This is a genomic window from Pedobacter changchengzhani (assembly GCF_004354365.1).
GTDB lineage: Bacteria > Bacteroidota > Bacteroidia > Sphingobacteriales > Sphingobacteriaceae > Pedobacter > Pedobacter changchengzhani.
The window spans coordinates 26602-47337 of the sequence record NZ_SJCY01000002.1 but is presented as its reverse complement, the minus strand read 5'-3'; the positions used below and the strand labels follow the sequence as shown (position 1 = coordinate 47337).

23 protein-coding genes are annotated in these 20736 nt (G+C 35.1%); 18 read left to right on the top strand and 5 right to left on the bottom strand.

Annotated elements, in window-relative coordinates; all coding sequences use genetic code 11:
• Window positions 1–24: 24 nt before the first annotated feature.
• Together pyk and EZJ43_RS02990 are read right to left on the bottom strand one after the other, a co-directional pair.
• Window positions 25–1455, bottom strand: a complete 1431-nt coding sequence (pyk, locus tag EZJ43_RS02995; protein ID WP_133261195.1) for a pyruvate kinase — start codon at window positions 1453–1455, stop codon at window positions 25–27.
• Window positions 1456–1598: 143 nt separating this feature from the next.
• Complete coding sequence (locus tag EZJ43_RS02990; RefSeq protein ID WP_133261194.1) at window positions 1599–2018, bottom strand: IPExxxVDY family protein; 420 nt, start codon at window positions 2016–2018, stop codon at window positions 1599–1601.
• A gap of 157 nt (window positions 2019–2175) precedes the next feature.
• On the opposite strand from EZJ43_RS02990, the gene EZJ43_RS02985 reads away from it, so the two are divergent.
• The 3 genes from EZJ43_RS02985 (at window position 2176) to rnc (ending at window position 4493) form a co-directional block, all read left to right on the top strand.
• A complete protein-coding gene (locus EZJ43_RS02985; RefSeq protein WP_008508386.1) occupies window positions 2176–2412 on the top strand; it encodes an acyl carrier protein in 237 nt (78 codons plus the stop codon).
• 21 nt (window positions 2413–2433) lie between these two features.
• Window positions 2434–3687, top strand: coding sequence for a beta-ketoacyl-ACP synthase II (gene fabF, locus EZJ43_RS02980; RefSeq protein ID WP_133261193.1), 1254 nt, complete (start codon window positions 2434–2436; stop codon window positions 3685–3687).
• Window positions 3688–3764: 77 nt separating this feature from the next.
• Window positions 3765–4493 (top strand): ribonuclease III, encoded by a 729-nt coding sequence (gene rnc, locus EZJ43_RS02975; RefSeq protein ID WP_133261192.1) that lies wholly within the window; start codon window positions 3765–3767, stop codon window positions 4491–4493.
• A gap of 27 nt (window positions 4494–4520) precedes the next feature.
• Here rnc and EZJ43_RS02970 read toward each other — a convergent pair whose 3' ends face one another.
• Entirely contained in the window at window positions 4521–5204 is a 684-nt protein-coding gene (locus tag EZJ43_RS02970) for a hypothetical protein (protein ID WP_133261191.1), read from the bottom strand.
• Window positions 5205–5534: 330 nt separating this feature from the next.
• On the opposite strand from EZJ43_RS02970, the gene EZJ43_RS02965 reads away from it, so the two are divergent.
• The 7 genes from EZJ43_RS02965 to nadD all read left to right on the top strand — a co-directional run bounded on the left by EZJ43_RS02965 (window position 5535) and on the right by nadD (window position 10250).
• A complete protein-coding gene (locus EZJ43_RS02965; RefSeq protein WP_133261190.1) occupies window positions 5535–6809 on the top strand; it encodes an AAA family ATPase in 1275 nt (424 codons plus the stop codon).
• Between the two features lie 2 nt (window positions 6810–6811).
• On the top strand, window positions 6812–7429 hold the full coding sequence (locus tag EZJ43_RS02960; RefSeq protein WP_133261189.1) for an RloB family protein: 618 nt from the start codon (window positions 6812–6814) through the stop codon (window positions 7427–7429).
• A 111-nt stretch (window positions 7430–7540) separates the two neighbouring features.
• A complete protein-coding gene (locus tag EZJ43_RS02955; RefSeq protein WP_133261588.1) occupies window positions 7541–8404 on the top strand; it encodes a YicC/YloC family endoribonuclease in 864 nt (287 codons plus the stop codon).
• A 69-nt stretch (window positions 8405–8473) separates the two neighbouring features.
• Window positions 8474–9043, top strand: coding sequence for a guanylate kinase (gene gmk / locus EZJ43_RS02950; protein WP_133261188.1), 570 nt, complete (start codon window positions 8474–8476; stop codon window positions 9041–9043).
• A 23-nt stretch (window positions 9044–9066) separates the two neighbouring features.
• A complete protein-coding gene (vapB, locus tag EZJ43_RS02945) occupies window positions 9067–9270 on the top strand; it encodes a type II toxin-antitoxin system VapB family antitoxin (RefSeq protein WP_133261187.1) in 204 nt (67 codons plus the stop codon).
• Window positions 9270–9653 (top strand): type II toxin-antitoxin system VapC family toxin, encoded by a 384-nt coding sequence (locus EZJ43_RS02940; protein WP_133261186.1) that lies wholly within the window; start codon window positions 9270–9272, stop codon window positions 9651–9653. The genes vapB and EZJ43_RS02940 overlap by 1 nt, the downstream gene beginning before the upstream one ends.
• A 3-nt stretch (window positions 9654–9656) precedes the next feature.
• Window positions 9657–10250, top strand: coding sequence for a nicotinate (nicotinamide) nucleotide adenylyltransferase (gene nadD / locus EZJ43_RS02935; RefSeq protein ID WP_133261185.1), 594 nt, complete (start codon window positions 9657–9659; stop codon window positions 10248–10250).
• 113 nt (window positions 10251–10363) lie between these two features.
• Here the strand turns inward: nadD and EZJ43_RS02930 are convergent, their stop codons facing one another.
• The gene (locus EZJ43_RS02930) at window positions 10364–11065 is read right to left on the bottom strand and encodes an SAM-dependent methyltransferase (protein ID WP_133261184.1); all 702 of its coding nucleotides are present in this window, start codon (window positions 11063–11065) and stop codon (window positions 10364–10366) included.
• 277 nt (window positions 11066–11342) lie between these two features.
• Between EZJ43_RS02930 and EZJ43_RS02925 the strand changes: the two genes are divergently transcribed.
• The 4 genes from EZJ43_RS02925 to EZJ43_RS02910 all read left to right on the top strand — a co-directional run bounded on the left by EZJ43_RS02925 (window position 11343) and on the right by EZJ43_RS02910 (window position 15663).
• On the top strand, window positions 11343–12944 hold the full coding sequence (locus EZJ43_RS02925) for a DUF6600 domain-containing protein (protein WP_133261183.1): 1602 nt from the start codon (window positions 11343–11345) through the stop codon (window positions 12942–12944).
• A 92-nt stretch (window positions 12945–13036) separates the two neighbouring features.
• A complete protein-coding gene (locus tag EZJ43_RS02920) occupies window positions 13037–13243 on the top strand; it encodes a YtxH domain-containing protein (protein ID WP_133261182.1) in 207 nt (68 codons plus the stop codon).
• A gap of 62 nt (window positions 13244–13305) precedes the next feature.
• Window positions 13306–14706, top strand: a complete 1401-nt coding sequence (locus tag EZJ43_RS02915; RefSeq protein WP_133261181.1) for an MBL fold metallo-hydrolase RNA specificity domain-containing protein — start codon at window positions 13306–13308, stop codon at window positions 14704–14706.
• Window positions 14707–14976: 270 nt separating this feature from the next.
• On the top strand, window positions 14977–15663 hold the full coding sequence (locus EZJ43_RS02910; protein WP_133261180.1) for a class I SAM-dependent methyltransferase: 687 nt from the start codon (window positions 14977–14979) through the stop codon (window positions 15661–15663).
• A gap of 1 nt (window position 15664) precedes the next feature.
• On the opposite strand, the gene EZJ43_RS02905 is transcribed toward EZJ43_RS02910, so the two are convergent.
• Window positions 15665–16801, bottom strand: coding sequence for a M28 family metallopeptidase (locus EZJ43_RS02905; protein WP_133261179.1), 1137 nt, complete (start codon window positions 16799–16801; stop codon window positions 15665–15667).
• A 513-nt stretch (window positions 16802–17314) separates the two neighbouring features.
• Here EZJ43_RS02905 and EZJ43_RS02900 point away from each other — a divergent pair.
• From EZJ43_RS02900 to argC, 4 genes are all read left to right on the top strand, one after another.
• Window positions 17315–18007, top strand: coding sequence for a GNAT family N-acetyltransferase (locus EZJ43_RS02900; protein WP_133261178.1), 693 nt, complete (start codon window positions 17315–17317; stop codon window positions 18005–18007).
• Window positions 18008–18084: 77 nt separating this feature from the next.
• Window positions 18085–19272 carry an argininosuccinate synthase gene (argG, locus tag EZJ43_RS02895; protein WP_133261177.1) on the top strand — a complete coding sequence of 396 codons (1188 nt, stop codon included), beginning with the start codon at window positions 18085–18087 and terminating at the stop codon, window positions 19270–19272.
• Between the two features lie 37 nt (window positions 19273–19309).
• Window positions 19310–19663 (top strand): four helix bundle protein, encoded by a 354-nt coding sequence (locus EZJ43_RS02890; RefSeq protein WP_133261176.1) that lies wholly within the window; start codon window positions 19310–19312, stop codon window positions 19661–19663.
• Window positions 19664–19708: 45 nt separating this feature from the next.
• Window positions 19709–20716 carry an N-acetyl-gamma-glutamyl-phosphate reductase gene (gene argC / locus EZJ43_RS02885; RefSeq protein WP_133261175.1) on the top strand — a complete coding sequence of 336 codons (1008 nt, stop codon included), beginning with the start codon at window positions 19709–19711 and terminating at the stop codon, window positions 20714–20716.
• The last annotated feature ends 20 nt before the right edge of the window (window positions 20717–20736 follow it).

Sequence of the window (20736 nt, the reverse complement as noted above, 5' to 3'; positions counted from 1 at the left end):
TTCGAAAAAAATATTTCTTTTAAATTAATCGATAACTGTAATTTTTAGCATATTGGTTTTTCCTTTAGCCTCCATTGGTATGGCTGCTGTATTAATTACAACATCACCTTTTTTTACCAATTTCTTGCTTTTCAAAAATTCATTAACTTCAATAATGGTATTGTCGGTACTTTCCCAGTTGTCATAGTAAAAGCCTCTAACACCCCAAAGCAAACTTACTGTATTTAATAAAGCTCTGTTACTACTAAAAATAAAAGTTAATGCTTCAGGCCTGTGGCTAGAAATTTCGAAGGCCGTATAACCACTTAAAGTCATGGATACAATACCAACAGCATTAGTTTGTTTAGCTAAGAAACACGCTGTATCGCAAATCGCATCACTCAAAAATGATGGCGATTTTGGCTTTAAAAACTTATCAGGATTGAAAGGATAGTTATTTTGCTCGATATTTTGAATAATCTTTTGCATTGTTTCTATAACGATTAAAGGAAACTCACCAACCGAAGTTTCGCCACTAAGCATTACTGCATCAGCACCGTCTAAAACAGAATTTGCCACGTCATTAACCTCTGCACGAGTTGGGCGTGGAGTGGTAATCATACTTTCTAGCATTTGTGTTGCAACAATTACAGGTTTTGAAGCTGCTCTACATTTAGCAACAATCATTTTTTGTAACAATGGAACTTCTTCCATCGGGCACTCAACACCTAAATCGCCACGAGCAACCATAATTCCATCAGCAACAGCGATAATTTCATCAATGTTAGCAATTGCTTCTGGTTTTTCTATTTTGGCAATAACGCGAGCACTTTTACCGCGTGCTGCGATAATTTCTTTTAATTCTATAATATCTTCAGCCTTGCGTACAAAAGATAAACCGATCCAATCTACATCGTTTTCCAACACAAATTCAAGATTTTCTCTATCTTCTAAAGTTAGAGATGGAATAGAAACTTTCGTGTTTGGAAGATTTACACCCTTCCTCGAAGTTAAAATACCACCGTGAACGATTTCACAAACCACCTCATCTTTTAAGTTGGTTGATAAAACTTTCATTTGCAATTTTCCATCATCTAATAAAATGATTTCGTCTTTTTGCACATCTCTAGGGAAATTTTGGTACGTAATATAAATACGTTCTTCGTTTCCAATACACTCGTTCGTTGTTATAACCGTGGTTTTGCCATTAATTAAATTAATTCCACCTTCTTTTACTAAACCAATACGGATCTTCGGACCTTGTAAATCGGCCAAAATTCCAACATTGTAATCATATTTTTTATTTAAATCGCGGATTGTATTTAAAACTGATTGATGATCAGCCTGCGAGCCATGTGAAAAATTTAGACGGCAAACATCTAAACCAGCGTTAAACATGCTATATAATACTTCCGGTTTTGCCGAAGCGGGGCCTAAAGTGGCAACAATTTTTGTTCTAGAATGAAAAGGTTTCATTTAATATTTGATTTAAAACGCAGTTTTAAAGATTAATTAGATTCGAAATTAAATAAACTGCGTTAATTTTTATATAATTTTTTTGTTGAGGTTAATTTCAAAGTTCAAATATAGTGTATTTAATACACGAAGCATATATTTTTTTATAACATCAGGTTTTCTTTACTTTTGAGCTTGCTTGGGTTAATTTTTGCCGCCACTTGTACTTCGGGAAGTTTGTTCAATCCGCCAATTATTTTATCGAGGTCTTCTTTATCAATAAAAGCTTTAATGATGATGAAAAAATCCACATTTGCCATCTCAGGAATAAGAAGGCCATCGCTACTTTTATTGCTAATTAAGAAGAATTCTTGCTCACCTTGATCGATGAAAAAATAATATTGAGAAAAACTCCACGGTTGCTCATCAGCATTAAAATATATTTCATGGTCATCAATTTTCTCAAAATCTAAGTTTAACCGTGTATTAATTTTGTGGCATAAAACATAGTCTTTAAGTGGCGCTGTGATAGCTATGAGCACGAAATCGAGGTCTAAAGTGAGTTTTAGGTAAGTCTTATTCAAAGCAAATAAAATTAATTACAGCCCGAAATTAAAAAACTAATTCTATATTCGCTGTGTTATTTGGATGCTAAAACCAGTGTCGAAATAAAAACATTGGATAATTGTAAGAATTTATTTTTCTTTGCACTGAATTATTTAACCATTAAATTATAAAATTATGTCTGATATTGCTTCAAGAGTAAAGGCTATTATCGTAGAAAAACTAGGTGTTGATGAAAGCGAAGTTACACCAGAGGCTTCTTTCACTAACGATTTGGGTGCAGATTCTTTAGATACCGTAGAATTGATTATGGAATTTGAAAAAGAATTTAATGTGGCCATTCCTGATGATCAGGCTGAAACCATTGGTACAGTTGGTCAAGCAATTGCTTATTTAGAAAAAAACGTTAAGTAGTATTACGCTTTTTCAGTATAAATGGAATTAAAGAGAGTAGTAGTAACAGGGTTGGGTGCGCTCACTCCTATAGGCAATAATGTTCCCGATTTTTGGGAAGGATTGACTAATGGGGTGAGTGGCGCTGCCCCTATTAAAGGTTTTAATACTGAGAAGTTTAAAACCAAATTCGCTTGCGAGGTGAAAAATTTCAATCCAGAAGATTTTTTGGAGAAGAAAGAAGCCCGCAAGTTAGACCCGTTTGTACAGTATGCCCTTGTTGCAACTGATGAAGCTGTGAAAGATGGTGGTTTTGATTTCGAAAAATTAGATACCAACCGAATCGGCGTTATTTGGGGTGCAGGGATTGGTGGACTGAAAACTTTCTTAGATGAGATTTCTAATTTTGCAAAGGGAGACGGTACACCGAGATATAACCCATTTTTTATTCCTAAAATGATTATTGATATCGCTCCAGGGCATATTTCAATCAAATACGGTTTACGTGGGCCAAATTTTGCAACTGTTTCTGCCTGTGCATCTTCTACAAACGCAATGATTGATGCATTTAACTATATCCGTTTGGGTATGGCAGATGTTATCATCAGTGGTGGTTCTGAAGCAATTATTAATGAGGCTGGTATGGGTGGCTTTAATGCGATGCATGCACTTTCTACCCGTAACGATGATCCATCGACTGCATCTCGCCCTTTTGATAAGGACCGTGATGGTTTTGTTGCTGGTGAAGGCGCCGGAACTATTATTTTGGAAGAGCTTGAACATGCTAAAGCAAGAGGCGCAAAAATTTATGCAGAACTTGTTGGTGGAGGAATGAGTGCTGATGCAAATCACATTACAGCTCCTCATCCAGATGGTTTAGGTGCCAGAATGGTAATGACTAATGCTTTGAAAGATGCAGGTTTAACTACTTCGGATATTGATTACATTAACGTTCATGGAACTTCTACACCCCTTGGTGATATTAGCGAAACGAAAGCAATTGCAACATTATTTGGAGAGGATGCGTATAAACTCAACATCAGTTCTACAAAATCTATGACTGGCCATTTACTTGGCGCAGCAGGAGCTATTGAAGCTATTGCAGTTATTTTGGCGGTGAAGAATGACATCATTCCGCCTACAATTAACCATTTTACCGATGATCCTGCATTTGATCCTAAATTGAATTTTACATTTAATAAAGCGCAAAAACGTACAGTTAGAGCGGCATTAAGTAATACTTTTGGTTTTGGCGGTCACAATGCATCTGTTATCTTTAAAAAATACGAAGCGTAAATTTTAATTGAGTTTTTAAGACAGTTAACTAGATAATTTTTTAAATATGCCGAAATGCCGTTAATAATGGTTCTTTAATGCCGATATTAAAATTATATAAACTTTATTTTTCTCCGGATAAGGAGTTTGTAAAAAAGCTTAAAAATATTTTGGGTTTTGTGCCCGGCAATGTTACGCTATATAAAATGGCCTTCAGGCATCGCTCGGTTGCAAAAGTTTTAAAAAACGGCACTAGAAGTAGCAACGAGCGTTTAGAATTTTTGGGTGATGCAATTTTGGGTGCCGTTATTGCAGAATTGCTTTTTAAACATTATCCATACAAGGAAGAAGGATTTTTAACCGAAATGCGGTCAAAAATTGTAAATAGGGTTAATTTAAATCAACTGGCGAAAAAAATCGGTTTCGATCGGCTCATTCAATTCGATCAACGCTCGGTAAGCATACAAACTAAGCATAATTCTATGCTTGGTGATGCTTTTGAAGCCATCATTGGCGCTATTTATTTGGATAAAGGTTATAATTTTACCAAAGATTATCTGCTTCATCGGATTGTAAAAGCCCATATCGACATTCATACTTTAGAACTTACCGAAACCAATTTTAAAAGTAAATTAATTGAATGGTGTCAACGCCACGGCAAAGATATTATTTTTGAGCTTACCGAAAATGGAGAGGGAGAAAGTGCTAAACTATTTACCATTAGTGCTGTAGTAGAAGGCGAAAAATGTGGCGTGGGTAGAGATTATAACAAAAAGAACGCAGAAAAATTAGCTGCAGAAAAGGCTTGCGAAACTTTGGCTATTTAAGTTAGTAGGATACAACCGAAATTTGAGTTATTTCCCTTTTCCAAGCGTGTCTGTAAATTTCTTCGATGATTCTTTTATGTACTTAATGTAATCGTAACTGTTCCAATACTGTACTTTGTCAAATTCTGGTCGGTAATCCAACATAAATTTTTCTAAATTTTGACCGGTTAAATTACTGTTATTGCTAATAATGGTCGAATTAAAATAAACATCAATTTGGCTCTGTTTAATTTCATTATCTGCGTAGCGGCTAAATCTTCGAGCGTTTTTAGGTTCTGAACCGAATAGATTGTATATAGCATTAAGTGGATGAAATATGCTAGAAAGTACAGAAGACTTTCCATCTTTATAAACGCCTTTATTTCTAAATTCTTGTTTAATATCTTCTAAATCTTGTTTTTTACTTTGGCCTTTTATCGTTACATCTTCTAATTGATTAACAGCTCTTACTAAATAAATAATAATACTTTTATCACCTTGAACAATAATTTGCTGTTCTAGCATGTCTCTTTTTCTAATATAAAGTGTGTCGCCAATATTTGCTTTAATTTCGAAGATGCCCAAATCGTTGCTTCCTATGCCAAGCTGGGTGCGTTTGTTCACAATTTCTGCCAATGCAATTCGGATGTTTGTGCCTTTTTCAAAAACCACTCCTTTTACCAAAAAGTCTTGACCTTTCGCATGGTTAGTGCAAATAACCAGACAAAACATAATGGAAAAAAACGGCATGAAAATTCTCATCGGTAAAATAATATCTTGTAAAATTAAGAAATCTTAAGGTAGCAATTTGTTAAACAAACGTTAATCGTGAGTGAAAGGTTTTCCGAATGCTTTATTCATTTTTTAAATTAATAATGAGACTTTGATTTTAATTAATAAAGATTGGTTGAACTTTGTTTAGCAGCTCTACTAACTTTATGTTGATAAGACGTATTAAAAATACTTTAACAGTTAATACATCAAATATATTTTTTAGTGTGTAATGTTGCTATATTAGATGCATATTTGTAAATAAATTTCAAAAAACGATATAATTTAGATATGTTATTAGAATTTAGAGTTCGAAATTATAAATCGATAAAAGAACTGGAGACGTTTTCGATGTTGCCAACTAAAAATAGTATAGATATTGCTGTCGATATATTGAGGTCTGGTAAACATAAGGCTCTACCGTTCGTAGCCTTGTTTGGTAGGAATGGTGCGGGGAAATCAAATATGCTGGATGCAATTAATAGATTACAAACTTTAATAATTCGTGGAGCGAATGCGGATGAGGAAAGCTTGATTCAACATGATTTTTATAAGCTTGATGTCGAATTTGAGATCCAGCCAACTTTTTTTGGAATTGATTTTATAGCAAAGGATAACATTCGATATACTTATGAAGTTGAATTTAATCAAAAGCAAATTTGTATAGAGAATCTAAATTATTATCCTAAAGGGCAAAAAGCGAAACTTTTTGAAAGGACAAGTGATGAGATAACATTTGGAGATTCGTTTGTTGGTACAAAATCAGCAATCGAGAAGCTTTTATATAGAAACCAACTTTTATTATCAAAAGTAAAAGGGGAGAAAATCGAAGCTCTAACGGCTCCTCATAATTTTTTGACTAATAAAATCTTTTACCGTAAGCCTGGCCAACTTAGTAATAGTAGCTATCTTAGCCATTTTGCTAAAAATATATTTGATTGCAAATACCCGAATTACCGAGAAAATCTGGCGAGGTTATTGCGCGTCTCAGATACAGGAATTGAAGATATTGAGGCCGGCAAACGAGATTTGGAATTGATTAAGATGCCTGAATCAATTGATGCCGATTTAAGGAAGCAGATAGAAAAAAGTTTAGAATATTACATAATTACAAAACATCGTGGAGAGACTGACGATTACAGTAAACTGATAAATTTCAGTATTTTTGATGAGTCAATGGGTACAAGGAGATTGCTTGAGATTGGTGGACTGATGCTTGAATCTCTTCATGATGGACAGGTGCTTATTATTGACGAATTTGACATCAGTTTACATCCTATATTGACCAAAGCTATTATAAAAATATATAACAGTCAGAAAACAAACCCTAATAATGCACAGCTTATAATTTCTACTCAGGATGTATCTTTACTTGACTCTGATATTTTCAGCTACGATCAACTATGGATTGCAGAAAAGACGTTTGAAGGTTGGTCAAATTATTATTCTTTGTCAGATATAAAGGGGTTGCGGAAGAATCTTCCACTACATAAATGGTATCTTGAAGGTCGACTTGGTGGTGTTCCGGTAATAAATTATTCTGAGCTCGAATTTGAAATAATTTAGTCATGAAACGTACAAATAGTAAACAAATTCCAATAGGTAAAAAAGGATTGATTTTGTGTGAGGGTGAAACTGAGACGAATTATTTTCAGGGCTTAACAACACAGGATAAGTATAAGCGAAAGTTTGCTGGAGTTGGAGTAGAAGTTTATAAGCCTAAAAACCATTCTCCTGTAGGATTAGTTACGGAAGCAAAGAGGCGGATAAGAGAAGCTAAAAGTACTAAATCACCTTTCAATTTCGTATGGATTGTTTTTGATAAAGATGGTCATCAAAATATTCCAAAAGCATTTAGTGATGCGAAAGATGTTAAAAATCCGCCCATACATGTAGCTTTTTCCGTAACATGTTTTGAATATTTCATACTCATGCATTTTACCAAAACTACTAAAGCTTTCGAAAAGTGTGACGATGTCATATTTGAGTTGAAGAAGTATTTTTCAAATTATGAAAAATCAAGAAATTTATTTAACGATTTAAAAGAAATGCATAATGTAGCCTGTGAAAATTCTGAATGGCTGTGTGAAAGATGCGAGGATGACATTCAAAATGGTAAAAGAGTTTATGAATTATCGTCCTATACAAACGTACATAAACTAATAGATGCCCTAAATCAATTATAGTTCCATTGCGCCAATCTTTCTTTTATTGTAATAGAAGATTAATTAAACTCCTATGTTCATTGATTTTGTGTTATATCTTATTATTGTCTACCTTTGCGCATGATAAAATCCATGACAGGATACGGCTTATCAACAGCCGATTATGCGAATGCAAAATACAGTGTCGAAATAAAATCACTCAATAGTAAGTTTCTTGAGTTGAATTTAAAATATCCAAAAGCTTTTTCTGATAAAGAATTAATCCTTAGAAACGTTTGTAGTAAAGATATTGAACGCGGTAAAGTGAGCGTTAGCATCAATATTGAACGTGCAAGTGGCGAAATTACAGGCGCAACGATAAACACTGCGTTACTTACGCATTACTACAATCAACTTGTGGCGGTTAATGATAAGTTAAATGCGAATAGTCAGAATTTACTACAAACGGCGTTAACTTTTCCAGAGGTAATAAGCTATAAAGAAGAAAATGTTTCTGAAGATGAATGGAGTCATTTATACAGCATTTTTACACAATCCTTAACTAACTTTAATAAATTTAGGGAGGATGAAGGATCGGTTTTAAAGACTGATTTAGAACTTAGAATAAAAAATATACTTTCTTATTTCAAATCTGTCGAAGCGCTTGAACCTAAACGGTTATCCGCAATTCGCGACAAGTTTGCTCAATTTTTAGAAGATGCAGTGGGTAAAATTAATGTTGATCAAAATCGTTTTGAGCAAGAATTGATTTACTATATTGATAAGATTGACATTACCGAAGAAAAAACCCGTTTAAAAAGTCACTGCGATTATTTCATACAAACGCTTGCCAGCAAAGATGCAAATGGTAAAAAGTTGGGTTTTATTTCACAAGAAATTGGTAGAGAAATAAATACAATGGGCGCCAAAGCAAATGATGCGCAAATGCAACAATTTGTTGTTGGAATGAAAGAGGAGTTGGAGAAAATTAAAGAACAGTTACTTAACGTATTATAAAAGAGCTTAAAGCTTAATGCCTAAAGCTTTAAGCTTTGGGCTTTGGGCTTTGGGCTTTCAGCTTAAAAAATGAAACAAGGCAAACTAATTATATTTTCTGCACCTTCTGGCGCAGGTAAAACCACAATAGTACATCATCTGTTAACAAAATTTCCGCAATTGAGCTTTTCTATTTCGGCAACAACCCGCGAATCTCGTGGAGATGAAAAACACGAAAATGATTATTATTTTATTACAAAAGAACAGTTTTTACATAAAGTTGCCCGCCAAGAGTTTGTAGAATTTGAGGAGGTTTACAACGGTACATTTTACGGTACATTGAGATCGGAAATTGAGCGTATTTGGGATGAAGGTAAGCACGTAATATTTGATATTGATGTAGAAGGTGGTATTCGTTTGAAAAGAAAATATGAAGAAGATGCTTTAGCAATTTTTGTTCAACCGCCATCTTTAGCGGTTTTAAAAGAGCGTTTGAGTGGACGTGGAACAGACAGTGCAGAGAAATTGCAAGAACGTTTTATCAAAGCTGAAAAGGAGTTACTTTATGCCGATAAGTTTGATGTGATTTTAAAAAATTACGATTTAGCAACTGCTTGTGCCGAAGCAGAAAAGTTGGTGGGGGATTTTTTGAGAAAGTAAATAAAAAGTGTTATATTTATATTATGACTGATATTCAATTATATAGCGAAATTTCATCCCTACCTTCGGACATGAAGCAAAAGGTTTCGGATTTTGTTGCATCATTGAGAAATAAATCGAAAGCAAATAGAGAAATTAAAGAAAGAAAGTTTGGATGTTCAAAAGGATTTTTTAAGATGTCGGCGGATTTTGACGCTCCTTTAGATGATTTCAAAGAATATATGTAATGGCTTTCCTTTTAGATACGCATACATTTATTTGGTTTATTAATGGAGATACATCTTTGCCTAAAAAGGTAATTAATAAAATTAGAAATTTAGTTAACCAATGTTACCTAAGTATTGCAAGTATTTGGGAAATCGCAATTAAACTAAAGCTAAACAAACTTTCACTCCTTTCTGACTTCGATAGAATTTCGGTCTTTCTTGACGAAAATCAAATTGAAATTTTACCAATAACTTTTAACCACATTCAATCGCTTAACCAATTAGCTTTTCATCATCGTGATCCATTTGATAGGATTATAATAGCGCAGGGCATCTCTGAAGGCTTAATAATACTCACTAAAGATGAGAATTTCAATCTATATGGTGCATCTATTTTTTGGTAAATTATGAAAACGGAAAACCGCAAACTGAAAACTGGTCTCTTCTTCGGTTCGTACAACCCTATCCATACCGGACATTTAATCATCGCCAATTATATGGCGAATCACACCGAGTTGAATGAAGTTTGGTTGGTGGTATCTCCTCACAATCCGCTGAAAGATAAGAGTGGTCTCTCCAATATGTATGATCGGTTGGAAATGGCTAAACTCGCTACAGAAAATACAGAAAATATTCGCGTTAGCGATTTTGAATTTTCGCTTCCACAACCATCTTACACAATCGATACTTTAACTCATTTGCATGAAAAATATCCTGAAAAGGAATTTGTATTGATTATGGGCGCTGATAATTTAGTTTCGCTTAAGAAGTGGAAAAATTACGAAGTGTTGCTTAAAAACTATCAAATTTTTGTTTATCCAAGGCCTGGAGCAGATATTTCAGAATGGGAAAATCATCCATCCATTACCTTTACCAATACGCCTTTAATGGAAATCTCCTCCACTTTTATCCGCAAGGCGATAAAGAATAATAAAAATATACAGTTTTTTCTTCCCGAGAAGGTCATTGATTTTATTGAAGGAAAAGGGATGTATAGATAGGAATAATGTTGGTATGATATAAGTCTCAGCGACATGCTAAGAAAAGGTTTAAATTTAAGAAAGTTACTAATTCTTATGTGCAAGTGGCTAGTTAGAGTTAGTAACTTTAAATGCTAATACAACAAAAATATGGTTGGTTGTTTGTGTAAATCTATTTTCTCTTTACGCCAGTTGTAAACACTTTGGGTTTTAATAAATTCGTTAGCATCAGTTAAATTACTGGCAATGCAAAGCTGAGTTTTTGGATTACAACTTTTTAACACTTCCTCTAACATTTGGTTGTTTCTAAAAGGCGTTTCGATAAAAATTTGCGTTTGCTTATAACGGCTCGCCGATAAATCTAAATCCTTTATACGTTTACTTCTTTGTTCTTTATCGATAGGTAAATAACCCCAAAATGCAAAACTTTGTCCGTTAAATCCCGATGCCATTAAAGCCAATAATATAGAACTTGGGCCAACTAAAGGCACAACTTTTATACCGCGTTTATGAGCTTCGGCAACTATATCTGCACCAGGGTCTGCAATACCTGGGCATCCCGCTTCGCTCATTAAACCTACGTCTTTACCGGCTTTAAGTTCGGTAAAAAACTGCGCTAAATCTGTGCGGTTGTGCTTGCCGTAATCGTGAACAATTAAATCTTTTTGAGGAGTTTTTAAGCCAGCTTCTTTTAAAAACCTGCGGGCGGTTTTACTATTCTCTACAATATAGGTATCAATTTGGTTAATGGTATCAACCAGATAAGGCGTAAAAGTTTTATGTGCTACCTCTTCGGCAAGCGGTACAGGAATTAAATATAAAGTGCCATTTTGCATGCTACAAAAGTAAGCACAAAAAATAGATTTTAAGTTTTTAAGTTCCGTGTTTTCACAATATTATCTCTTTTGTAAACAGTAGTGTAGCAAATTTTATTTTAAATTGACTCATTTTGTGCACAATTAAGATCGCTTTAAAACGTCGAATTTGTGATAAATGTGCCTTTAAATATATAAAATTAAAGAAAATGCAGAAACTATGCATGCATATTAAACCTTCGGATAAATTGGTTCTCTAATTGATACACACATGTTAGGTTATTATAAACACACACAAATGAAAACACTCAAAACTACGGCAATTGTGCTAGGGCTTTTTGCCCTTCTTGCCGGAACCACCAGCAACGTTAAAGCGCAAGACGATTATTATCAAGGCAACAGCGCCGATGGTAATAATGTTTCACTACAAACCTTTTATGACGAACTTTCGCCCTACGGAACTTGGATTCAAGACCCTCAATACGGCTACGTTTGGAGGCCAGATGTAGATCAAAGCGAATTTAGACCATACTACAGTCAAGGCCGTTGGGCAATGACAGAATATGGTAATACTTGGGTTTCTAATTACGATTGGGGTTGGGCGCCATTTCACTATGGCCGTTGGGTATATAACCGTTATAGAGAATGGATTTGGTTACCAGATACAAAATGGGGACCAGCTTGGGTAGATTGGAGAAGTGGTAATGGTTATTATGGATGGGCACCAATGGCGCCAAGTATAAATATAAACTTAAGTTTTGGTAGACGGTATGTGGTTTCTGATTTTTGCTGGAACTTTATCCCTGAAAGAAGTATTTATTATACAAGTTACCCACGGTATAATTACCAACGCAACAATGTATATATTAACAATACAACGATTATAAACAACACTTATGTTTACAACAATAGAAGTTATTATGGTGGCCCTCGCCGGGAAGATATTAGGCGTGCAACGAATAGAAATGTAACGGTTTATCGTGTTGACCAAGGTAGGACTCCCGGTGCTAGCAGAATTGACAATAGATCAGTGTCTATTTACAGACCAAGACCAGATCGTAATGCTATTGACAATCGCAATGCTGCGCCAAGAAAATTTGAAGAGCGTAATGTTGTTTCCGATAGGAATAGCAGAAACGGAAATCAAACCACTAATCGTGATGGTAGAGTTGACAATAATAGAGAGAGCACACCGAATACTCGTTTAGGCAACAATCAGGTTTCAACTGATCGTACATCCGCTGACCAGAGAACAAGACCAGAACGTAGTAATGTTGATCAGAGAACACAACAAGATCAACAACAGCGTGTTCAGCGCGATGCTCAGGTTGAGCAACAAAGAACACAGCAAGATCAACAAGAACGTGTTCAGCGAGATGCCCAAGTTCAGCAGCAGAGAACACAACAAGATCAACAACAACGTGTACAGAGAGATGCTCAGGTTCAACAGAGAATGTCGCAAGATCAACAACAACGTGTTCAGCGCGATGCTCAAGTTCAGCAACAGAGAGTACAGCAAGATCAACAACAGCGTGTTCAGCGCGATGCTCAGGTGCAACAACAGAGAGCACAGCAAGATCAGCAGCAACGTGTTCAGCGTGATGCGCAGGTGCAACAACAGAGAGCACAGCAAGATCAACAACAACGTGTTCAGCGCGATGCTCAGGTGCAACAACAGAGAGCACAGCAAGATCAACAACAACGTGTTCAGCGCGATGCTCAGGTTCAGCAACAGAGAGCACAGCAGGATCAACAACAACGTGCGCAACGTGATGCTCAAGTGCAACAACAACGTTCTCAACAGCAACCACAACAAGAGCAACGTGCACAACCGCAACGCCAAGAACAAAATGACAGAGGCAACGAAAGTGGCCGACCATCAAGAGGTGGAAGAGGATAGATTAAGAAAGACCAGCGAACGCTGGTCTTTTTTTATATTAAAAAATTAAAACCTTAAAGGGAATTTTATGTTTTATACCAAAGACTTATATTATGACTAAAGAAACGAAAATTATAGCAGGTGTATTAGCAGGTGCTGCGCTTGGTGCTGCAGTGGTATTGGTTTTATCATCGGATAAGAGTGATGATATGAAAGAAAAACTAACCGATTGGTTTTGCGATCTGTTAGATTCATCAAAAGATAAACTGGCAGATGTTGCTGATAAAGTAAAAGATAAAATTGCTGAAATAAAAGCTTAAAAATTTTAAAATGCCGCAAATTTGCGGCATTTTTATTTTTTAAATAATTCTAATCAAAAAAAATGAAAATCGCTTTCCACGGTGCAGCACGTACGGTTACTGGCAGTAAACACCTAATTACACTAAAAAATGGCACGCAAATTCTTTTAGATTGCGGATTATTTCAAGGTATGGGCCACATTACCGAAAAATTGAATGGTTACTTTGGTTTCGATGCAAAAAAGGTTAGTTACCTTATTTTATCTCACGCGCATATAGATCATTGTGGACTGTTGCCACGGTTAGTAGCCGAAGGGTTTGTAGGCAATATTTATTGCACATCAGCAACAATGGATTTGGCTAAAATACTGATGATGGATTCGGCCAAAATACAGATGCAAGATGCGGAGTATGTAAATAAGCATTTACGCACTGGCGAAAAGCCCGATAAACCACTTTACACAGACGATGATGTGGTAAAAACCATTGCGCAAATGAAAGTTGTTAATTATTTAGAAGATTATGAAATAGAACCCAACGTTAGGCTGATGTTTACCGATGCGGGACATATTTTGGGTAGCGCAGCCGTACACCTTACCATTACTGAAGACGGTAGAAAAACGTGCGTCACTTTTAGTGGAGATGTTGGCCGTTACGGAGATTTGCTATTGAAGAGTCCGCAAGTATTTGATCAAGCAGATTTTATTTTGATGGAATCTACTTACGGCGATTCATTACATAAAGATTTAGACCCAATTGAGGATAAACTTTATGACATAATAAACAACACTTGTAATGTTAAAAAGGGTAAAGTAATTATTCCGGCGTTTAGTGTAGGCCGAACCCAAGAGCTTTTATATGCTTTAAATAGCTTAGAATTGAAGCATAAATTGCCTGATGTACAATATTATGTAGATAGTCCACTCTCTACTAAAGCTACTGAAGTTTTGAAAAACCATCCCGAAGTTTATAACAACGGCGTTAAAGAAACTTTAAAAGTGGATCATGATGTTTTTGCATTTAAAGGTTTGCGTTTTATCGAAAGTGTAGAAGAATCTAAAGCTTTAAATGATGATCCGAGACCTTGTGTAATTATTTCTGCATCGGGAATGGCAGAGGCAGGACGGGTGAAACACCATATTAGAAACAACATAGCAAACGAGAAAAATACCATTTTATTGGTAGGTTATTGCGAACCATCTTCTCTAGGCGGGCGGTTAATGGCTGGACAAAAAGTTGTAGATATTTTCCGTCGTGATTATGAAGTTAAGGCCGAGGTTCAATCTATAAAATCGATGAGTGCGCATGGCGATTATGAGGATTTACTAAAATTTCTATCCTGCCAAGACCCAGCAAAAGTGAAGAAATTGTTTTTAGTGCATGGCGAATATGAGGTACAACAACATTTCGCCAAAACTTTAAACGATCATGGCTTTAAAAATGTAGAGATACCAGAATATCATCAGGAATTTGATTTATCTTAGTTTGGTTACCAGTTATGAGTTGCGAGTTATCTGTTTGGGCGTTTAGTGATTTATCCCCAAACTCCAAATGGGGTTTTTGTAGCGCTGTAATAGATTGTTATTATGGCTTTTCAAATTTGGATGGTTTTGGCATAGCCGAAAAATCTATGTCATTGAGCTACACGCCAGCTTTTCGCCTTTCCACTTAGGATTTTTAACTTTTAACCCTCAACTTTATACTTTCAACTTTCAACTTTAAATTTTTCCCCTCATCTTCCTTATCTTTGCATTATGGATGTATTTGGTAGAGCACTTAACGATTATTATAAAAACGGCAAAGCAGATACACTTTGGTTGCACAATTCTTACGGTGAGACAGAAGAAATGCCAATTGATTTTTTCTTTCGCGATGATGAAGATATGCCAGTTTTAGAACTTCAAGCTTTACAAATGTGTAAAGGCAAAGTCTTAGATGTTGGTGCTGGAGTTGGCAGTCATGCGTTGTTATTACAAGCTTTTAATATTGATGTAACTGCGATTGATGTATCAAAAACAGCGGTAACAATAATGAAAGATCGTGGTGTGAGAAAGCCTTTGTTACAAAATATTTATACTTTCGAAGGTAAGTTTGATACCATTTTAATGTTAATGAACGGTATAGGTTTAACGAAAACATTGCCTGGTTTTAAAGAATTTTTAATCAAAATAAAATCACTTTTAAATCCTGGAGGTATTTTGCTTTTCGATTCATCAAATGTTTCTTATTTGTATAAAGATATTGAAAAACCTAAAAATAAATATTTTGGAGAGGTATCTTTTCAATATCAATATAATGGTGGGAAGGGGAGTTGGTTTAAATGGGTTTATATAGATGAAGAAACGATTAAAATTACTGCCGAAGAAGCAGGTTATGATTATGAACTTATTTTTGATGATGGTGAAGACCAGTTTTTAGTAAAGCTGAGTGTTAAAGACTAAATCAATTCATCAGTTTTTGATTAAAACCAACAATTAATTTAAACAGATTATTGTATTTGGTTAAAGGCAAAGTTTCTGGCCGGTCGTAAATATCGTGATAAGCCGAAATTCCACCCTGTGTATAGAAGAAAAATGCTGGAACTCCATTCTCGCTGAAAAAATAATGGTCGCTATTGGGCGCTTTTCCACGCGAATTAATTTTAGGCAAATAATTGTGAGCTTCATTTACTGCCTTAAGCATGGCGAATGCCTTAGGATAAACGGTTGCATTTACAACCGTCATTCCACTTTCGCCAGTGCCTACTAAATCTAAATTGATTAAAAACTTAATGCTTTTTAATGGAATCAACCGATTTTCTGTAAAGTATTTAGAACCGAGTAATCCTGCTTCTTCTGCTGCGAAACATATAAAGCCAATAGAATACGTTGGAGGATTTTTAGCATAGTATTTTGCCAAACTTAACAAAGTTGCTACACCCGCAGCGTTATCATTTGCGCCGGGGAAATAAGTATTTTTACCCATGCCACCTAAATGATCGTAATGTGCCGTAATTAATAAAACCGAATCCGGGTATTTTGTCCCTTTTACAAAGCCCAAAACATTTGATGCTTCGAAATTTGAAATAAACTTATTTTCTATATCAACAATAATTTCTTTAGGCGTATGGGTTACGGTTTTTTTGTTGATTAGAATTGTTGTTGAGTTCGAAACATCAGTTGCAACCGACCATGTTAATTTATCTTTAAATAACACTTTTAAGTTATTGCCAGCTTGAAATGTTAAACTATCGATTTTTTGTAATGAAGTTTTTTCCTTTAATCCTGAGCTTTCATTACTTACAATATAATCTTTTCCAGGTTGCAAAGTTATCCCATTTATGGAAACAAACATTTTGCCAGAAAACGTATTTACTGGGAAACTAAAATATTGCTGTGTAGGTTTTACACCAATTCGTTTAAATTCTTCGCTTAAAAATATTGCTGTTTTTTGCATTCCACCTTTTGTGTAACCTCTGCCCCAAAATTTTGGCGAGGTTAATTTATTTACCATATTTCTAACATAGATTGAATCTTGCGCCTGAACGTAGCTGAAAAGGAAAATAAATATGATGGTTATAGCTTGCTTTAAAATGTTCATTTTTTAAGGTTTTTGCAATAAGATTTAAAGGTAACAATCATTTTAATTTTTCTATTCTTTAATATAAGGGGATTTTTAAATCGATTTTCGGCATTAGCTTTTAGTTTGAGGTGTAAAATTGACTAACTATTGAGTTCATTTTGTAAACAAATGTTGCATTTAAATAAGGTTTTTTACATCGAATCTTAATTTTTAATGAAGAAATTGTAAATAAATGACTATATTATTGTGTAACTCGATTTTTATTTAAACCTTTGCAGCTCAATAGATTTAAAGCCGTTTTAATACGCAGAAAATGATTAAACAATTTTTACATAAACTTTCAAGTTTCACAGCACAATTTGTGTATGGAAAAGGTTTGTTTATTAATCGTTTTCAGCTCGATTTTTACCACCCCATGAATCGGCAAAATTTTACTACACGTATTTAGTACATCTTACTAATACTATGAGGAATTGATCCTCTCTAAAAACCCAATTAACAAGAATACCTTAATTTTTCGTTAGAAAACGAATGGATATTAATGAATTTATAGTACAAGTCGCCATCGCAGAGCATCGTGTTTTTGCTGAGGAAATTGTAACTGAAATGGCAGAATCGGCAAAAGCTCGGGGAACGGGAATTGCTAAGCGTTCTGCAGCATATATTGCTGGAAAAATGGAAGAAGGCAAATCTGTTATTGCCTTTCATAAAAACGGCTCTTGGGCTGGGTTTTGTTATATCGAAACTTGGAGCCATGGCCAATTTGTGGCAAACTCTGGTTTGGTCGTTTCTCCGCAATTTAGAAAAGTTGGTTTAGCGCATGCCATAAAAGAAAAAATTTTCGATCTATCTAGAATAAAATATCCTAAAGCAAAAATCTTCGGTTTAACTACGGGTTTAGCGGTTATGAAAATCAATTCTGATTTAGGATATGAGCCTGTAACTTACTCAGAGCTTACTCAAGATGAAGAATTTTGGAAAGGCTGCCAAAGCTGTGTAAACTTCGAAATTTTGAAGATGAAAGAACGCAAAAACTGTATGTGTACAGCAATGCTTTACGATCCTGCAACTAAGAAACACGAAGCTGCAAAAGTTTTTGCAGAAGAACTGCAGAAAAAACCAGGTTTGTACGAACGCTTTATGCAGATTAAACAACGATTGGTTTTAAAACCTAAAACAGGTTTAAAGTCGATTATACTAATGCTTACGGTAATATTTAAATAAAATAGATGCAATATTTATGAGTTGTTCGAAAATAAGAATCATAAATATTTTACATAAAAACACACAATCAAACACCTATGAAGAAGAAAGTAGTTTTAGCTTTTAGTGGCGGATTAGATACCTCATTTTGCTGTATTCACTTAGCGCAGGATCGTAATTTAGAAGTTCACTCCGTAATTGTAAACACGGGCGGTTTTTCTGAAGAAGAATTACAGGAAATAGAAAAACGTGCTTATGCATTAGGGGTAGTCTCTCACGCAGTTGTTGATGAGACGAAGAGTTATTATGATGGTTGTATAAAATATCTAATTTTTGGTAACGTATTAAAAAATGCTACTTATCCACTTTCTGTAAGTGCCGAACGTGTAAGCCAAGCAACAGCGATTGCCCATTACGTTAGAAAGATTGGTGCAGATTATGTTGCCCACGGCAGTACGGGTGCAGGTAATGATCAGGTTCGTTTTGATATGATTTTCAATATTCTCATTCCAGAAGTTGAGATTATTACGCCCATTAGAGATTTAAAATTATCCCGCGAAGCGGAAATAGAATATTTAGCAAAACATGGTGTAGAATATAGCGCAGAAAAAGCTAGATATTCTATCAATAAAGGTTTATGGGGAACGTCAGTTGGCGGAAAGGAAACATTAACGTCTAACGAGACTTTGCCAGAAAGCGCGTGGCCAACTCAAGTTTCGCAAACAGAAGCCCGTAAAATTGAACTAACTTTTGAACAAGGTGAGTTAGTGGCGCTGGATGGTGAGAAATTGGATCCGGTAACGGCAATACAAAAACTGCAAGCCATTGCACAGCCTTATGGTATTGGTCGAGATATGCACGTTGGAGATACCATAATTGGCATTAAAGGAAGGGTGGGTTTTGAGGCTGCAGGGCCGATAATTATAATTAAAGCGCACCACGCCTTAGAGAAACACACATTAACGAAATGGCAATTAAGTTGGAAAGAGCAGTTGTCGTCATTTTACGGTAATTGGTTACACGAAGGGCAATTTCATGATCCGATTATGAGAAACATTGAGGCTTTTTTGGCCGATACACAAAAAATGGTTAGTGGAAAAGTATTTGTAGAACTTCTTCCATACCGTCTCCAAATTATCGGCATAGAATCTAACCACGATTTAATGAGCAACAAATTTGGTAGTTACGGCGAAATGAACAATGCTTGGAGTGGCGAAGATGTTAAAGGTTTCTCGAAAATATTTGGCAACCAAGTGATGATTTGGCATAAGGTAAACGGGGAGTAAAGAGTTTAAAGTGGAAAGTTTAAAGTAGACGAGTGCTATACAAAATTACAAAGATTTATTAGTTTGGCGAAAAGCACATGAATTCACATTAGTAATTTACGCAGTTGTCGCTACTTTTCCTAAGGAAGAAACTTATAGCCTAATTAGTCAAATAAAAAGGTCTTCTTCCTCAATTACAACTAATATTGTTGAAGGTTGTGGAAGATTTACGCAAAAGGATTTGGCAAACTTTTTACAAATAGCTTTGGGGTCAAGCCATGAATTAGAATACCAATTATTGTTAGCGAAAGACCTGAAGTTTATTCAAGACGAAAAATATTTAGAATTAGAAAAGGAAGTAGGAGAAATAAAAGCAATGTTAATTTCCTTGATAAAAAAGGTTAGAATTTAGCACTTTGCTTTACAACTTTATACTTTCAACTTTACACTTTTAACTATGATTAAAGCAGGAATTATCGGCGGAGCCGGATATACAGGTGGTGAAATGATTCGCCTTTTGATTAACCATCCAAATGTTGAAATTGCGTTTGTAAATAGTACGAGTAATGCAGGGAATTTAGTTTCTGATGTACATACCGATTTGTTAGGCGATACGGATTTGAAATTTACGAACGAGATTCCTCAGGATATCGATGTACTCTTTCTTTGTGTTGGACATGGAGATGCAAGAAAATTTTTAGAAGCTCATCCAGTTAATGAAAACATTAAGATAATTGATTTATCTCAAGATTTTAGACTTGCAGGAAATCGTAATTCTAAAATCTTAAATCGTAATTTCATTTATGGTTTACCTGAGTTAAATCGCGAGGAAATTAAATTGGCAAAGAACATTGCAAATCCGGGTTGCTTTGCGACCTGCATTGAGTTGGGTTTATTGCCACTAGCAAAAGCAGGATTAATTAAAAGTGAAGTTCACATCAACGCAACTACAGGTTCTACAGGCGCTGGTCAGGGTTTATCTACAACATCGCATTTTAGCTGGAGAAACAATAATCTTTCTATATATAAGGCTTTTGAACACCAACATTTAAATGAGATTGGAGAGAGCCTTGCTAAAGCCAGTGTTAAAAAGTCCCCTTTAGGGGATTTAGGGGCTGGGGTGGTACTTAATTTCATCCCACAACGTGGCGCTTTCCCTCGTGGTATTTTAGCATCAATGTATTTAGCGTGCGATTTAACTTTAGAAGAAGCACAAAAACTTTACGAAGACTTTTATAAGGATCACGTTTTTACACATGTTAGTCGGAAAAATATAGATTTAAAACAGGTTGTAAATACAAATAAAGCACTCGTTCATTTAGAAAAACATGGTCGTAAATTATTTATTATTAGTATGATAGATAATTTACTAAAAGGCGCCAGCGGACAAGCGGTTCAAAATATGAATTTAATGTTTGGTTTGGAAGAAAATGCTGGATTGAGGTTGAAGGCAATTGGGTTTTAGAGTTGAAAGTTTAAAGTGAA

What these genes read in the sequence shown, in the direction of transcription:
- pyk (WP_133261195.1), bottom strand. Translation starts at nt 1,455, where the DNA reads ATGAAACCTTTTCATTCTAGAACAAAAATTGTTGCCACTTTAGGCCCC.
- EZJ43_RS02985 (WP_008508386.1), top strand. Translation starts at nt 2,176, where the DNA reads ATGTCTGATATTGCTTCAAGAGTAAAGGCTATTATCGTAGAAAAACTA.
- fabF (WP_133261193.1), top strand. Translation starts at nt 2,434, where the DNA reads ATGGAATTAAAGAGAGTAGTAGTAACAGGGTTGGGTGCGCTCACTCCT.
- rnc (WP_133261192.1), top strand. Translation starts at nt 3,765, where the DNA reads ATGCCGATATTAAAATTATATAAACTTTATTTTTCTCCGGATAAGGAG.
- EZJ43_RS02970 (WP_133261191.1), bottom strand. Translation starts at nt 5,204, where the DNA reads ATGTTTTGTCTGGTTATTTGCACTAACCATGCGAAAGGTCAAGACTTT.
- EZJ43_RS02965 (WP_133261190.1), top strand. Translation starts at nt 5,535, where the DNA reads ATGTTATTAGAATTTAGAGTTCGAAATTATAAATCGATAAAAGAACTG.
- EZJ43_RS02960 (WP_133261189.1), top strand. Translation starts at nt 6,812, where the DNA reads ATGAAACGTACAAATAGTAAACAAATTCCAATAGGTAAAAAAGGATTG.
- EZJ43_RS02955 (WP_133261588.1), top strand. Translation starts at nt 7,541, where the DNA reads ATGACAGGATACGGCTTATCAACAGCCGATTATGCGAATGCAAAATAC.
- gmk (WP_133261188.1), top strand. Translation starts at nt 8,474, where the DNA reads ATGAAACAAGGCAAACTAATTATATTTTCTGCACCTTCTGGCGCAGGT.
- vapB (WP_133261187.1), top strand. Translation starts at nt 9,067, where the DNA reads ATGACTGATATTCAATTATATAGCGAAATTTCATCCCTACCTTCGGAC.
- EZJ43_RS02940 (WP_133261186.1), top strand. Translation starts at nt 9,270, where the DNA reads ATGGCTTTCCTTTTAGATACGCATACATTTATTTGGTTTATTAATGGA.
- nadD (WP_133261185.1), top strand. Translation starts at nt 9,657, where the DNA reads ATGAAAACGGAAAACCGCAAACTGAAAACTGGTCTCTTCTTCGGTTCG.
- EZJ43_RS02930 (WP_133261184.1), bottom strand. Translation starts at nt 11,065, where the DNA reads ATGCAAAATGGCACTTTATATTTAATTCCTGTACCGCTTGCCGAAGAG.
- EZJ43_RS02925 (WP_133261183.1), top strand. Translation starts at nt 11,343, where the DNA reads ATGAAAACACTCAAAACTACGGCAATTGTGCTAGGGCTTTTTGCCCTT.
- EZJ43_RS02920 (WP_133261182.1), top strand. Translation starts at nt 13,037, where the DNA reads ATGACTAAAGAAACGAAAATTATAGCAGGTGTATTAGCAGGTGCTGCG.
- EZJ43_RS02915 (WP_133261181.1), top strand. Translation starts at nt 13,306, where the DNA reads ATGAAAATCGCTTTCCACGGTGCAGCACGTACGGTTACTGGCAGTAAA.
- EZJ43_RS02910 (WP_133261180.1), top strand. Translation starts at nt 14,977, where the DNA reads ATGGATGTATTTGGTAGAGCACTTAACGATTATTATAAAAACGGCAAA.
- EZJ43_RS02905 (WP_133261179.1), bottom strand. Translation starts at nt 16,801, where the DNA reads ATGAACATTTTAAAGCAAGCTATAACCATCATATTTATTTTCCTTTTC.
- EZJ43_RS02900 (WP_133261178.1), top strand. Translation starts at nt 17,315, where the DNA reads ATGGATATTAATGAATTTATAGTACAAGTCGCCATCGCAGAGCATCGT.
- argG (WP_133261177.1), top strand. Translation starts at nt 18,085, where the DNA reads ATGAAGAAGAAAGTAGTTTTAGCTTTTAGTGGCGGATTAGATACCTCA.
- argC (WP_133261175.1), top strand. Translation starts at nt 19,709, where the DNA reads ATGATTAAAGCAGGAATTATCGGCGGAGCCGGATATACAGGTGGTGAA.